General features: G+C 67.4%; 10 protein-coding genes and 1 riboswitch. Of the genes, 6 read left to right on the top strand and 4 right to left on the bottom strand.

Going from position 1 to position 14,709, the window contains the following annotated elements:
* Window positions 1-177: 177 nt before the first annotated feature.
* Entirely contained in the window at window positions 178-1,323 is a 1,146-nt protein-coding gene (locus J5T34_RS23555) for an asparaginase (RefSeq protein ID WP_208583312.1), read from the top strand.
* 101 nt (window positions 1,324-1,424) lie between these two features.
* Here J5T34_RS23555 and J5T34_RS23560 read toward each other — a convergent pair whose 3' ends face one another.
* Together J5T34_RS23560 and J5T34_RS23565 are read right to left on the bottom strand one after the other, a co-directional pair.
* On the bottom strand, window positions 1,425-2,081 hold the full coding sequence (locus J5T34_RS23560; RefSeq protein WP_208583313.1) for an RES family NAD+ phosphorylase: 657 nt from the start codon (window positions 2,079-2,081) through the stop codon (window positions 1,425-1,427).
* Window positions 2,081-3,073 (bottom strand): hypothetical protein, encoded by a 993-nt coding sequence (locus J5T34_RS23565; RefSeq protein ID WP_208583314.1) that lies wholly within the window; start codon window positions 3,071-3,073, stop codon window positions 2,081-2,083. The genes J5T34_RS23560 and J5T34_RS23565 overlap by 1 nt, the downstream gene beginning before the upstream one ends.
* 521 nt (window positions 3,074-3,594) lie before the next feature.
* Between J5T34_RS23565 and J5T34_RS23570 the strand changes: the two genes are divergently transcribed.
* A complete protein-coding gene (locus tag J5T34_RS23570) occupies window positions 3,595-3,882 on the top strand; it encodes a hypothetical protein (protein WP_208583315.1) in 288 nt (95 codons plus the stop codon).
* 51 nt (window positions 3,883-3,933) lie between these two features.
* Here the strand turns inward: J5T34_RS23570 and J5T34_RS23575 are convergent, their stop codons facing one another.
* A complete protein-coding gene (locus tag J5T34_RS23575; RefSeq protein WP_208583316.1) occupies window positions 3,934-4,845 on the bottom strand; it encodes a DMT family transporter in 912 nt (303 codons plus the stop codon).
* A 406-nt stretch (window positions 4,846-5,251) separates the two neighbouring features.
* On the bottom strand, window positions 5,252-8,083 hold the full coding sequence (locus J5T34_RS23580; protein ID WP_208583317.1) for a bifunctional diguanylate cyclase/phosphodiesterase: 2,832 nt from the start codon (window positions 8,081-8,083) through the stop codon (window positions 5,252-5,254).
* Between the two features lie 254 nt (window positions 8,084-8,337).
* Between J5T34_RS23580 and J5T34_RS23585 the strand changes: the two genes are divergently transcribed.
* The 4 genes from J5T34_RS23585 to J5T34_RS23600 all read left to right on the top strand — a co-directional run bounded on the left by J5T34_RS23585 (window position 8,338) and on the right by J5T34_RS23600 (window position 14,672).
* The gene (locus J5T34_RS23585; RefSeq protein WP_244259220.1) at window positions 8,338-10,401 is read left to right on the top strand and encodes a sensor domain-containing diguanylate cyclase; all 2,064 of its coding nucleotides are present in this window, start codon (window positions 8,338-8,340) and stop codon (window positions 10,399-10,401) included.
* Window positions 10,402-10,505: 104 nt separating this feature from the next.
* Window positions 10,506-11,912, top strand: a complete 1,407-nt coding sequence (gene fumC / locus J5T34_RS23590) for a class II fumarate hydratase (protein ID WP_208583318.1) — start codon at window positions 10,506-10,508, stop codon at window positions 11,910-11,912.
* 118 nt (window positions 11,913-12,030) lie between these two features.
* Window positions 12,031-13,017 carry a GGDEF domain-containing protein gene (locus J5T34_RS23595; RefSeq protein ID WP_208583319.1) on the top strand — a complete coding sequence of 329 codons (987 nt, stop codon included), beginning with the start codon at window positions 12,031-12,033 and terminating at the stop codon, window positions 13,015-13,017.
* A 133-nt stretch (window positions 13,018-13,150) separates the two neighbouring features.
* Window positions 13,151-13,266: riboswitch (glycine riboswitch) on the top strand.
* A gap of 56 nt (window positions 13,267-13,322) precedes the next feature.
* Window positions 13,323-14,672 carry a D-amino acid dehydrogenase gene (locus tag J5T34_RS23600; RefSeq protein ID WP_208583320.1) on the top strand — a complete coding sequence of 450 codons (1,350 nt, stop codon included), beginning with the start codon at window positions 13,323-13,325 and terminating at the stop codon, window positions 14,670-14,672.
* The last annotated feature ends 37 nt before the right edge of the window (window positions 14,673-14,709 follow it).

Here is a 14,709-nt window from a genome sequence, read left to right on the forward strand (position 1 = left end):
ACGGTCCAGTCGACTCTGGAAGGCTTTCGGTCCCGTGTGTATAGTCCACGCTCTGCGCCCGACGTGAACCGGTGAACAGCCGGACCGACGGGCGCAGAGATCCAACACCAACAAGGACAGTTGCACACGGCCGCGCGCTCACAAGGCGACGCGAAGCCATCCATTCAGAGGAGCATCATGGCCCGTACCACCACCCTTCAACGTATCCGCCCGATCGCCGCGCTGCTGCTTGGCGCCGGCCTGCTTGTCGGCGCTGCCCACGCCCAGACGGTTGTCGCACCCGCCGCGCCGGCGGCGACCACCGCGCCGACGGCCACCGCGCCGAGCCAGGCCCGCAAGGCCAATATCGTGATCGTCGGCACCGGCGGCACCATTGCCGGTGCGGGCGCCTCGGCCATCAATACCGCCGCCTATCAGTCCGCGGTGGTGCCTGTCGACAAGATCATCGCGTCGGTCCCGGAAATCTCGAAGGTCGCCAACGTCAAGGGCGAGCAGGTCTTCCAGATCGGTTCGGAGAGCTTCAACAACGAACGCCTGCTCACGCTCGGCAAGCGCGTGTCGGAACTGCTGAAGCGGCCCGACGTGGACGGCGTCGTGATCACGCACGGCACCGACACCATTGAAGAAACCGCGTACTTCCTGAACCTGACGCTCAAGAGCGACAAGCCGGTGGTAGTGGTCGGTTCCATGCGTCCGGGTACGGCGCTCGGCGCCGATGGCGCGCTGAACCTGTACGACGCGGTACTGGTCGCCTCGAGCCCAGAGTCCAGGGGCAAGGGCACGCTGGTGGTGCTGAACGACGAGATCCACACGGGCCGCGACGTCACCAAGAGCAACACCTTCAAGACCGAGACCTTCCGCTCGCCGTTCGGCCCGCTGGGCTACGTGGTCGAGGGCCGCACGCTGTTTTACCGCCTGCCGGCCCGTCCGCACACCACGGCCACCGAATGGGATATCGATCGCATCGACCGCCTGCCCGAAGTGGCGATCGTCTATGCGTACGGCAACGCCAATCCGGGCAGCGTCGACGCCGCGGTCAAGAACGGCGCCAAGGCCATCGTCTATGCCGGCACCGGCAATGGCAGCGTCGGTGAATACATGGTCGAACCGCTGAAGGCCGCGCGCGCCAAGGGCGTGCACATCGTCCGCGCCTCGCGCACCGGCAGCGGCGTGGTCATCCGCAACGGCGAGCAGCCGGACGACAAGTACGACTGGGTGGTGGTCGACGACCAGCTGCCGCAGAAGGCGCGGATCCTGACGGCGCTGGCGCTGACCAGAACGAACGACACGCGCGAGCTGCAGAAGATTTTGTGGAAGTACTGAAGGACTGATGGGCTGAGGTGCTGAAACGCTGAGGCTCGAATGCTGGCCCGTCACCGGGCCAGCATCAGCGACGTCGATTATCTCGGCACAGCGGGCCCTTATCAGTCCATCCAGCAGTTCGATGACGGTGCAAGGCCGATTTTGTTTCGATCCAGAAACTCCGGCAGCATGTGGAAGCGCAACAAGGGAATCGGGTTTCCCCGTTGAATCAGTCGGACTCTATCGAACACCGCAACGCTAGGTTCATTCGCGAACCGCGACGTGAAATAAATCCCTTCAATGTGCGGATATGCCTTGTAAATGGCAGAACTCCATAGATTTGGCCCCCGATAGTCCGTTGTTGTGAGCACGCGGTTGTCCATGCCCAAGTGCAAGTGTGGCTGGGTCAAGTCGGCGAGGCGCAGCGGCTGGCTCCGGTCGATCCCTAACGCCGTAACGCTTCGTGCAGATAGCTCTGCTTCGTCGAGTAACAGCGGAAGTGTCTTGCCCTGAAAGCGGTCCCTTATCACGGCCTCCGCCATACACGCAGGGAAGCTTGGAGAGGCGTACAGCACGCCGAACTCGTCTCTTGCCGCGTCAAAGCGATAGGGAATGCCGCCCAACGACTTTCTCGTGTAGTGGATCGGCCCAAAGATCGAGCGATGAATCCGCCATAGCGGCTTTCGACTGAGGTCCAACTGGATCTCTGGCATTGAACGGTCCGCCAAATCGGCCGGTGGCAACGGGCAGTCCAACTCTTCCGCGGTAACAGCCGACATCAAGCCGCTCCTTGGTCGGCGCTATATCGGGCCAACGCCACCTGGACCACGGAGGCAATCGGCTTGGACGCGTCCAGTATCCATTCCATAGGACTCGCCCCGCCGAGGCTGTCCAACGGGTTTTGCATGAAGTTATGCACCACCCAGCAACTGGCATTGGCCTTGACGAACGGAGAGAGGACAGCAGCCAAGCGCTCGGGCTCTGCGTCAAACTGCCACTGCGGGTAACGCAAGCCCCGTTGTTTGCCGGGCGGCACAAGCGCGTAGAGGCGGCCTTTCAATCGGGCTTCGTTGATGGCCCCGTCCGAACGGCCAGAGTAGATCGAGGCGTCGCGCAGCGTCAGGTTGTCTGGGCTTTGCAATTCAGCGAGCGCCTGATGCCGACCACGGTCCCGGGCCGCTTGCAACGGATCGGAAACCGGAACGCCGAGCTCGCCCAGCGCCTCAGCCGCAGCACGGAGCCACTTATCAATATCCGCTGCACCATGCTTCAAAGCTTCGGGGCCTGACTGGAGACCGCGCCGTTCAGCAAGTGACCGGACGCGTTCCAGGACAGCAATTGCAAGCGCCACGTAGCGATCCGAGGCGGCTGCCCGATCCAGCACCCGTAGTGTTGAGGAAAAACGCTTCTCGAGACGGCTGTCTCTTGCTTCGGCTAATGCTTTCGCCCGTACCTTGTGTGAAAAGGGCTCATGGCGCGGGTGAGCGCCACCCGCAGCCCATTGCGCCCGTGGATTGCTGTTGGTGTCCACACGCGCAGGAAGGAGGGCCGCCTTGGCGTACGTCGGCAAGCTTTGATTGAGGTGAAGGGCATCGCCGTAACGGAATGAGCGGCCGGCATAGACGAAACTGTGGTCCGCATATGGATCCGGGCGGTTGTCCGGCAATTCTCCCTCGCCGCTCTTATACCGGGTGCGATAGATCTTCATAAGACGATGGCCCTTTGGGAGGCGGTGGTGGTCCATACCGGCATCGTAGTTCATGAATTTCATGAAAACAAGATCCGGAGTCTCGAACTAGTTCGATGGATAGGACGTCGTAACAAAACGTTTCATCGCGCAATGAAGGCTTGTAATGAGATCAATTCTCATTTACTATCGCCTCACTGTCTGACGACGCCGACACTCGAGTTTCCGAGGACGGACCGCAGACCAGCCGGCAGGACCGCTTTGGTACTGCCGCACGAATTCCGCGACGTCGCCTCGGCGGCGTCCCGACACCGTCTTTTGTGGGGACCGCTCCGTACCGCGGAGCGTTTGGCAGTAGCCAGTCGCCGGAGGATCAGGGAAGCAACCAGACCCCGCTTTCTTGATCGCCACACTCCGCCGGCAAGCAAAGCCACCTTTTTATTCCTGGCGCCGTGCTGCTGCACGGCGTGTCTTTCCGGGCGCCCGGCCAGGGCGCGGCAGCCGGAACATCCGTCGCCCGGCGCGCTGGCCGCGCCGGCGCATCGAGCGCCCTCCACTGGCTGTCCGCCGCTTCGCCATGCCGGCCCACCCGATGGAGCTTCGCGATGGAACGCCTGTTCAAGCCATTGACCGAACTGAAACGCATCCTGGCGCGGCAGTTGCGCGCGCAGCCGGGCTGCCATGATTGCCAGCTGCGTGCGGTGTGCGTGCACCGCCCGGACCATACCGGCTGCAACTGGAGCGCGGAGGTCGACTTTCCGGGCCGTTGCGAAGACGATGCCGTCCGCGACTTGCCGCATGCGCGGCGGGTCATCATGCTGGTGCGCGAGCGGTACAACGTGGCCGCCAGTCTTGTCAGCCAGGGTGGCGGCGCTCAAACCGCTCCCGTTTAGCCGGACCGGCGGCTCCCTGCTCAATACTCGATGCCGCTCACAGCCGGGAGATCACGGCCGCCCTGCCGCCGGTACCGCCGGCACAGCCGCCGGCCGCAGCACCAGCCACAATGCCACGCCGATCAGCGCCCCGCCCAGCGCGTGTGCCCAGGACAGCGACTCGCCAAGAAACACCGCGCCCCACACGATGCCGAAGGGCGGAATCAGAAAGGTCACGCTGAGCGCGCGCACCGGACCGATGTCGGCGATCAGCCGGAAATACAGAATGTAGGCCAGCGCGGTGCAGACGATGCCCAGGGCGGCCATCGCCGCCCACACGCCGGCGCTTGCCGCCGGCAGCGTGTTCTCGCGAGCCAGCGCCGCGACGCAAAACGGCAGCAGGAAGATCGTCGCGCCCACCATGCTGCCCGCCGCCACCAGCCGCGCATCGAGCCCGCCCTGCTGACTGATCCAGCGGCGCGTCAGAAAGCCCGCCAAGCCATAGCAGGCGGTGGCGGCGAGACAGGCAAGCGCACCCAAGAGCACTTCAACGCTGAACGCGACCGGTCCGGTGCGCGTCAATACCGCCACGCCGGCCACGCCGATCAGTACGCCGGCGGCCTTGGCCAGCGTCATGCGTTCGGCGAAGAACAACGCGCCGATCAGCACCCCCATCAGCGGCGTCATCGCGTTGAACACCGCCGAATAGCCGGCCGGCAACCACAGGGCGGCGACCGAGTACATCACGAAGGGGATGCCGGAATTGATGGCGCCGAGCACCATCACGCGGTGCCATTTGCCGCGCATATCCCAGCGGACACGCAGCACGGCCAGGATGGCGGCCAACGCCAGCGCACCAATCACGACGCGGACGAAGGCTGCGGTCAGCGGGCCGAGCACCGGCGCGCCGACACGGATGAACAGGAAGCTGGCGCCCCAGATGGCGGACAGCGAGAGCAGGCGGATGAAATCGGCGGCAGTCATGAGGGGAATGCGCGTAGTGGTGACCGGATGGCGGGCGCGGATGCGCGGATTTGACGCCGGCGGGCCGCCAATGGCAAGCCGTTTTCGGACATGCGCATCGTCTGCGGGCGGGTCGGGAAGCCAAGGTCACCGCTGTAGGGCGATGTAAGAGCGCAACTGTTGCACGATGGCATCAGCTTGACCCCACAACGGAAAGGGTAAATATTACAAGCAGTGACAAAACGCCTTAAGTGAAATTAAACTCTGGTCTGCGCCAGAGTTAATTGACCCCTCCGACGCATTCCCGACGAGCCGCCAGGCAACTGGCGGCTTCTTTTTTTGTACCGTCGCGACACGCGGCCATCGCGACGAACGGCGCCGACGAAGAAACGTACCCGTTTCTGCGGACCGGATCGACGCTGCGGCGCTAGACCGTTTGCACGGTCACGCCTTGCTCGCAGCGCGCAATCAGCTCCGCCAGCGGCACGCCGGCGCCAAACAGGAAGCCTTGCACCGCATCGCAGCCCTGCTCCCGCAGGAAGCGGAACTGGTCGGCCGTTTCCACGCCTTCGGCCACCACCTGCAGACGCAGCTGATGACCCAGCGCGATGATCGCCGCCACCACGGCCCGGTCCTCGCCATTGCCGTTGGCGTCGGCCAGATTGGCGACGAAGGAGCGGTCGATCTTCAGCTTGTTGATCGGCAGCCGTGTCAGATAGCTCAACCCGGAATACCCGGTGCCGAAGTCGTCGATCGACAGGCCCACGCCCAGCGCCCGAATGCCGCGGAACGCCTCGATGGTTTGCGGCGTGCCTTCGATCAGGATGCCCTCGGTGACTTCGATCGCCAGATTGCGTGCCGGCAGGCCGCTTTCGCGCAGGCAGCGGTCGACCAGCGCGGGGAAGTCCGCCTGCTGCAGATGCGGCGGCGAAATATTGACCGCAACCTCCAGATCGATGCCGGTGCGCATCCGCAGCGTCTGAATCTCGCGGCACGCGGTCGCCAACACCCATTCGCTGATCGGCACGATCAGGCCGCACTGTTCGGCGATCGGGATGAACTGGGCCGGCTGCATCGCGCCCCGCTCGGGGGTATGCCACGAGATCAGCGTCTCGACGCCGACGATGCGCTGGCTGGCGGTGTCGACCAGCGGCTGATAGCGCAACGTGAATTCCTGCTCCACCAGTGCGCGCCTGAGCATGCCTTCGATGGTGAAGCGGGCCAGCGACGCCTCCTTCATATCACGCGAGAAGCGGCGCACTTGTGCCCGGCCGCCCTGCTTGGCCGCATGCAGCGCCGCATCGGCGCCTTGCAGCAGATCGGCGACGGTATTGCCGTCAGCCGGGAACAGCGCCATGCCGATCGACGGCGTGACGCGCAGCCGCACCCCGCCCAAGCGCAACTCCTCGGAAAGCCGCGCCACGATCTTGGCCGCCGCCAGTTCCGCCTCGCTTTCGTCGGCAATATCGGTCAACACCACGGCGAACTCATCGCCATCCATCCGCGCCGCCAGGTCGGCACGGCGCACGGCGGCGCGCAGCCGGTCGGCCATCGTGCGCAGCACGTCGTCGCCGACATGGTGTCCCAGCGAATCGTTGATGCGCTTGAACTGGTCCAGATCGATCAGCAGCAGCGCGACCCGTCCGTCCCGGGCGCCGATCGCCTGCAGCAACGCATCGGCGCGGCCGCTCAGGTAGTCGCGGTTGGGCAGGCCGGTCAGCGTGTCGTGGTGCGCGAGGTGATCGATATAGGCATCGGCGCGCCGCCGCTCGGTCAGATCGTGCGCGATCGCCAGATAGCCGCCGGTACCATCCTGCTCGGCTTGGCCCGGGTGCTTGCCGAGGCCGCCCTCCGGCCCTGCCCCCGGCAGCGGCAACAGCGTCAATTGCACCGGCAGCGTCGAGCCGCCCTTGCGGACGTAGTGCCAGGTGTGTTCGTCGACCAGACCGAGACGCGGCTTGGCGATCAGCGCGTCGAAGCCGGGCGCCACCGGCTGGCCAAGCTCGGCGGACAACGCGCGGGCACGGGCGGCCAGTTCGCCGGGCTCGTGCAGCGCGCTGTACGGGATGCGTCCGACCAGCTCGTGCGCCTGGTACCACAGCATCTGCTCGCCGGGCCGGTTGATCGAGGTGATCGTGCCGTGCCGGTCGAACGCGATCACGCAGATCGGCGCGTGATCGAGCAGGCGGGCATGCCGCTGCGCCACCACGTCGGCCGACTGCCTGGCGCGTTCGGCAGTGCGGCGCCGCGCCGCGAGGTGCCACACCAGCCAGCCGAGCAGCCCGGTGCCGAGCGCCCCGCCGGCGATCACCAGCGGCACCGGCTGTCCCGGGCCACCGTCCTCGAAGGCGGGCAGCGTGGTGGCCCGCACGGTCCAGATCTGGCCGCCGAACGACATCTCGCGGTCGAGCTGGCGCAGCGGATGGGTATGCGTGCGCGGCGCCGCCTCGCCACCCGCGCGGGCCAGCAGCAACGTGTTGGCTGCGCCGGCGGGGCGCCCCTGATACAGCGACAGCGACAGCTTGCCGCCATGAATGGCGGCGGCGTCGGCCAGCAGATCGCCGAGCCGGAAGGCGGCATAGACATAGCCGAGCAGGGCCTGCCGGCGCTCGTCGACCGCGTTGAGCGGCATGCCGTTGCGGTAGACCGGCAGGTACAGCACCGTGCCCTGCGGCGCGACGCTGCGATGCGCCTCACGCAGCAGCGTCACGCGCGCTGTCATGCGGACCTGCATCGCGTCGCGCGCCGCTTCGGCGGCCGCGCGGCGTGCCGGCTCGGACAGATGATCGAAGCCGAGCGCGCCGAGGGTGCGGCCCGCGAAGGGCTCGACAAAGATGCCGGGCGCGTAGACCTGGCGCTCGCCACGCGGAAACACATCGAAGGCGGGAAGGCCGTCGGCGCGGACCGAATCGATCAGCGCGTCCAGTCCGGACGCCTCGGTCAATCTGGCAAAGCCGACCGAATGGATGCCTGGCGGCAGATCGTCGACCTGCGTGCCGAGCATATAGGCCCGCCATTGGTCGCGCGTGGTCTCGGGATGGGCCGCCAGCAGGCCGCTGGCCCCGCGCAGCAGACGCTCGCCGGTATCGAGCCGCTGACGCACCGCCATCACGCTTGCCGCGAGCATCGCATCGAGCCGCTGCGTGGCGGCCCGCTCGCTCCACGCGGCAGTCTGCACGGCGGCCACCGCGGTGACGCAGGCGCCGGCGGCCACGACCAGCAGAGCCAGGACGGCGGGAGGAAGCGAAGGCAGTTTCATCGCAATAGCAAAGCGGGCCGGGGCGGCCTGGATTGGAGCGCCGCAGCGTGGCGCCAGGGTCGTGACCGGCACCGATGCCGCTGGCGTCCAGGCTCGGATCACGGCTTGGACTATACCGCGCGCAGTGCACTTTGCGACAGCCGCCAACCCCGGGCGCGCTACTCGCACCATGCCGCTCGATGTGATACGGTGACGCCTACGGAACCCGCCGACCCCGGGGAACGCCCTTGCGGGCACGCATGCACCGTCCCCCCTTGCTCGACGCCTCGCCCCAAGCACCGCAGAAAGGACCGCACGACACACCGAACGACGATCGCCGCGCGCAGCCTGCCGCGGCACCGACGCGTCGCCCGCGGTTCGCGCTGTCCTTGACGACCCGCATCGCGCTGGTCACCGCCGGTCTGTCGACCGTGCTCGGTGCCGCCATCGTGGTCGGCTCGCTGCAATCGGCCCATGCCGACCTGCGTGATGCACTGCAGGCCCAGCAGGATTCGGTGGTCAAGCTGACGGCGGAGCAGCTCGACTCGGCGGTCAGCGACCGCCTGGTCCTGCTCGAACACCTGGCTCCGCAATTCAAGACGAAGATGGATGCGCCGCCGGCCGAGCTGCAGGCCATGCTCAGCCGTGCGCTGCCGATTCCCGGCACCTTCAACAGCGCCGTGCTGGTCGACGCCAAAGGCATGTTGCTGGCCCGCGACGGCACCGTGGTGTCGGTCGCGGATCGCACCTATTTCCGCGAGGCCGCGCGCACGCTGGCGCCGGTGATCAGCCCGCCGATCCGGGCGCGGGCCGACGGTTCGGTCGGCGTGCTGCTGGCCGTGCCGATCGTCTCGGACGACAAGACCTTCCTGGGACTGGTGGGCGGCTGGATCGACATGGCGCGCTCGAACTTCCTGGTGGAGGTGCCGCACAGCCCGATCGGCAGCACCGGTTTCTATTGCCTGGTCTCTGCCGGGCCACAGCCGGTCTACGTCCAGCACCGGCTGCAGCAGCAGGTCGGGCGGCCGGCGCGCGCACAGGGCGAGACCTGCGGCGTGCAGGCGCATCCGGCCACCTTCGAATTCCTGACCCCGCGCGAGCCGGTGATCGCACGCTATTTGATGGCGACCACCGGCTGGGAACTGGTCGCGGTGCTGCCGTCCAAGGAGGCCTTCCAGCCCCTGCACGCGATGCAGCAGCGCTTCCTGCTGTGGTCCGCGGTCGCGGTCGCGATGGTGGCGATGCTGAACTGGTTCGCGGTCCACTGGATGTTCGCGCCGCTGGCGCAGTTGCGGCGCGTGGTGCGCGACAGCGCGCGCGACCTGTCGGCCTATGAGCGGCTGTCGACCCATCGCCACGACGAGATCGGCGTGCTGGCGCGCGCCTTCGCCCGGCTGATGCGCGACGTGCGCGAGCGGCGCGAGCAGTTGCACCGCAGCGAGGCGCGCCTGCGCGCGGTCACCGACACCCTGCCCTCGCTGCTCGCCTTCATCGACACCGACGAGCGCTACGTCTTCAACAACCTCGCCTACGAGCGCACCTTCGGCATTCCGCTGGATCAGCTGCGCGGCATGACGCTGCGCGAACTGCTGGGCGAGGCGCGCTACGCCCGCATCCAGCCCTACCTGCAGCAGGCGCTGGCCGGGACCGCGGTCACCTTCGAGACCGAGTTCCACGATCCGGACTATCACTGCACCGAGACCAATTTCCGTCCCGAATGGAGCGCCGACGGCAGCCGCGTCGAGGGCGTCCATGTCCATGTGCAGGACATCACCGCGCGCAAGCTCGAAACGCTGCGGCTGGCGCAGATCTCGCGCCTCGATCACCTGACGCAGCTGCTGAACCGCAGCGCCTTCGAGACGCGGCTGGCCGAGGCGATGGCGCGCAGCCGCTCGCAGGATCGCTTGATGGCCCTGCTGTACCTCGACATGGACCGCTTCAAGGCGGTCAACGACGTCTACGGCCACGCGGCCGGCGACCAGCTGCTGCAGAGCTTTGCCAAGCGCGTGCAGCGCTGCGTGCGCGAGCGTGACGCGGTGGCGCGCCTGGGCGGGGACGAATTCGCCATCGTGATGGAGGACATCGACCGGCCCGATGTCGCGGTGCGCGTGGCCGGCGCGATCCTGCATTCGGTCGGCCGCCGCTTCTTCATCGAGGGCGCCTTTGTCGACGTCAATGTCAGCATCGGCATCGCGCTGTACCAGGGCGGCCCGATCACGTGGCAGCAGCTCGCCAAGGAGGCCGATGCACTGCTGTACCGCGCCAAGGACGGCGGCCGCGGACGCTTCGAGATCGGCCCGCCGGAGCTGGCGAACCGGTCCCGGGAAGCCCGCTCCTAGGGCCAGCTTCGCCACCGGCGCCCTGCGCTGCGTCGGCCGCCCCGGCGGCGTATCCTAGAAAGCCTGAAAAATCGATCCGAACCGTTCGTTCACAGGAGCCAGTCATGTCAGACCAGCAGCCCCCCGCGACCCGCATCGAACAGGACAGCCTGGGCCAGGTGCCCGTCCCCGCCGAGCACCTGTGGGGCGCGCAGACCGAGCGCTCGCGCCAGAACTTCCGCATCGGCAACGAGAAAATGCCGCCGGCGCTGATCGAGGCCTTTGCGATCCTGAAGCTGTGCGCGGCGCGGGCCAACCGCGAGCTGAACGTGCTCGACGCGGGGCTGGCGCAGGCGATCGAACAGGCTGCCGAGGAGATCATCGCCGGTCAGTGGCCCGAGGAGTTTCCGCTGTCGGTCTGGCAGACCGGCTCCGGCACGCAGACCAACATGAATCTGAACGAGGTGATCGCCAACCGGGCGATCCAGCTGCTCGGCGGCGAGGTCGGCAGCAAGCGTCCCGTTCATCCCAACGACCACGTCAACGCGAGCCAGTCGTCCAACGACAGCTTCCCGACCGCGATGCACATCGCCGCCGCGCGCGCGGTGCAGCGCCAGCTGCTGCCGGCGCTGGAGACGCTGCAGAAGACGCTGGGCAGCAAGGTCGAGGCCTTCGCCGATATCGTCAAGGTCGGCCGCACCCATCTGCAGGATGCCGTGCCGCTGACGCTGGGTCAGGAGTTCTCCGGCTACCAGGCCCAGGTCGCCGACGCCCAGGCCCGGCTGCATCAGGCCGTGCTGCGGGCGATGCCGGTGCCGCAGGGCGGTACCGCGGTCGGCACCGGCCTCAATGCGCCGCCGGGATTTGCCGCCGCGTTCGCACGCGCGCTGGCGGACTACACTGGCCTGCCGTTCGAGCCGGCGGCGAACCGCTACGCGCTGCAGGCCGCGCACGACGCGCTGGCCGATCTGTCGGGCGCGCTGAACACCACGGCATCGTCCTTCCTGAAGATCGCGCGCGACTTCATGCTGCTCGGCTCGGGCCCGCGCGCCGGCTTCGCCGAGCTGCAGCTGCCGGCCAACGAGCCCGGCTCGTCGATCATGCCGGGCAAGGTCAATCCGACCCAGGCCGAGGCGCTGGCGATGGTCTGTTGCCGCGTGATCGGCAACCACACCACCATCACGCTGGCCAACGGGCTCGGCACGCTGGAGCTGAACGCCTACAAGCCGGTCATCGTTTACAGCCTGCTGCAGTCGGTTACACTGCTGGCCGACGCGGCGGCCAGCTTTGCCGAGCATATGGTGGCCGGCGTCGAAGCGGACCGCGCGCGCATCGCCGAGCTGCTCGAACGGTCGCTGATGCCCGTCACCGCGCTGAACCCGCATATCGGCTACGACAAGGCAGCCGAGATTGCCAAGCTCGCGGTCGCGCGCAATCTGTCGCTGCGCGAGGCGGCGATCGCCTCGGGGCATGTCACCGCCGAGCAGTTCGAGCAGTGGATCGATCTGAAGGGAATGACGCGCGAGGTGTAGCGCCGGTCCACGCATTGAACGACCTTATCGACCGGCCGCGCGACGCCGCGGCGGCCGGCGACAAACCCGCGTCAGACGGGCCGACGACGATCGGGGTAACGACGATCGCATTGACGAGATGATTCCTGCTCCCATTCCCGCCGATGACCCGCGGCGCCTCGACGCGCTGTACTCGCTGAACATCCTGGATACCGCCGCCGAAGAACGCTTCGATCGGCTGACCCGGCTGGCCAGGCGGCTGTTCGACGTGCCGATCGCGCTGGTCAGCCTGGTCGACGCCAAGCGGCAATGGTTCAAGTCGTCGTTCGGCCTGGCCGTGCGAGAGACGCCGCGCGAGCAGTCGTTCTGCGGCCACGCGATCCTGCGCGACGATCTGCTGATCGTGCCCGACGCGCTGCAGGACCAGCGCTTTCACGACAATCCGTTGGTCACCGGCGCACCGGGCGTGCGCTTCTACGCGGGCTGCCCGCTCGCGGTACGCGGCGGCGCCAAGGTCGGCACGCTGTGCCTGATCGACACCGAGCCACGCGAGTTCGATAGCGACGATCAGGCCCTGCTGCACGATCTGGGGCGCCTGGCCGAGCAGGAGCTGGAGTCGGCGCAGCTGGCCTCGATGGACGACCTGACCATGCTGTCGAACCGGCGCGGCTTCTCGGCGCTGGCACAGCACGCGCTGGCGGTCTGCCAGCGCCAGGGGATGCCGGTCACGCTGCTGTTCTTCGACATGGACGGCTTCAAGGCCATCAACGACCGCTTCGGCCATGCCGAGGGCGATCTGGCGCTGTCGGCCTTTGCCGACCAGTTGCGCCAGGCCTTTCGCGAATCCGACCTGATCGGACGGCTGGGCGGCGACGAGTTCGTCGTGCTGCTGGTCGATGCCTCGCCCGATCAATGCGACGAGATGCTGGTCCGCCTGCGGCAACGCGTGGACGCGTACAACGCGCAGAGCCAGCGCGGCTACCAGCTCGATTTCAGCGCCGGCGCGGTCGCCTTCGATCCGGCCCGGCATGCCGGCATCGCCGACCTGCTGGCGCAGGCCGATCAGGCGATGTACGCCAACAAGCAGGCACGCAGGCAAGGCGGGACGCCATCCGGTCGCACGTAACTCGCGTTGCGGCCGGCGCCGCGCCGTGTTACTGTCCGCCCATCCAGGAGAACGCGAGCCTGCGGCGCGACAGCGCGGCGGCAGCGCTGCCGAAGGCGTACCCCCGAAACGCTCAGGTACCGAAGACTGGAGACGACAACGAACTGGAGAGCGCCGCCATCGCCTATCGACGATGACGGCCGCCGAAGGGGCAAGCCGGGTCCGGGTGGACACGGTGAATCTCTCAGGCAAAAGGACAGTGGGGGCAGCCGCGTTGGCATCGACGATGCCGGCCGGCTGCCCCTTTTTGCATCCTGGAGCCTGAAATGAAAGTCATCGTGATGGGGGCCGGCGTGATCGGCGTGGCCTCGGCGTGGTATCTGTCCAAGGCCGGCCACGAGGTCGTGGTGCTCGAGCGCAATGCCGGCGCGGCACGCGAAACCAGCTTCGGCAACGGCGGCCAGATCTCGGTCAGCCATGCGGAACCCTGGGCCAATCCGTCGGCGCCGCTCAAACTCCTGAGCTGGCTGGGACGCGAGGACGCGCCGCTGCTGTTCCGCCTGCGCGCCGACCCGGCGCAATGGTCGTGGGGCCTCAAATTCCTGCGCGAATGCCCGGCCCGGCGTTCCACCCGCAACATGATCCAGCTGCTCAACCTCGGCACCTACAGCCGCGCCAGCCTGCAGGCGCTGCGCGCCGAGACCGGCATCGAATACGATCATCTGACGCGCGGCATCCTGCATTTCTATACCAGCCAGAAGGAATTCGACGCGGCCATCGAGCCGGCACGGATCATGCGCGAGCTCGGCTGCGAACGCCGCGTGATCGGCCCCGACGAGGTGGTGCAGCTTGAACCGGCCTTGGCCGCGATCAAGCCGCGGCTGGCGGGCGCCACCTACACCAGCGAGGACGAGTCCGGCGACGTGCACCGCTTCACCACCGGCCTGGCCGCGCTGTGCGAGGCGCGCGGCGTACGGTTCCGCTATGGCGTACGCGTGCAGCGTCTGCTGGCCGAAGGCGGCCGCATGCGCGGGGTCGAGATCGCCGACGAGACCGGCGCCTACACCGTCGAGCAGGCCGACGCCTATGTGCTCGCGCTCGGCAGCTTCAGCCCGATGCTGGCGCGCCCGCTCGGCATCAAGCTCGACATCTATCCGGCCAAGGGTTATTCGGCCACGCTGCCGGTGCTGGACCCGGAGCGCGCGCCCAGCGTCAGCTTGACCGACGACGAGTACAAGCTGGTGTTCTCGCGCCTGGGCGACCGGCTGCGCATCGCCGGCACCGCCGAGCTCAATGGCTATTCGATGGAACTGAACCCGGTGCGCTGCGAGGCCATCGTGCGGCGCACGCTGGAGATCTTCCCCGGCGTCAGCCGTCCGGAGCTGGCGCGCTACTGGACCGGTCTGCGTCCCGCGACGCCGGGCAACGTGCCTTATATCGGCGCGAGCAAGGTGCAGGGGCTGTACCTGAACACGGGCCATGGCACGTTGGGCTGGACTCACGGCTGCGGCTCGGGACGCGCGATCGCGGAACTGATCGGCGGCCGTGTGCCCGAAGTGGACTTCGGCTTCTGCGGTCCGCTGCCGGAGTCGCCCCGGATGGCTCGGCCAGTTGCGCCCGTCGGTGCGCCGGTCGTTGCCACGCGTGCCACCGCATCGGAACCGGCCGAGGTTTGATACCCGTGTGATACAGGGCTGAAACAGCCCTGTAGGG

Origin of the sequence: Cupriavidus gilardii (assembly GCF_017598945.1) — a bacterium.
Classification (GTDB): Bacteria; Pseudomonadota; Gammaproteobacteria; order Burkholderiales; family Burkholderiaceae; genus Cupriavidus; species Cupriavidus gilardii_E.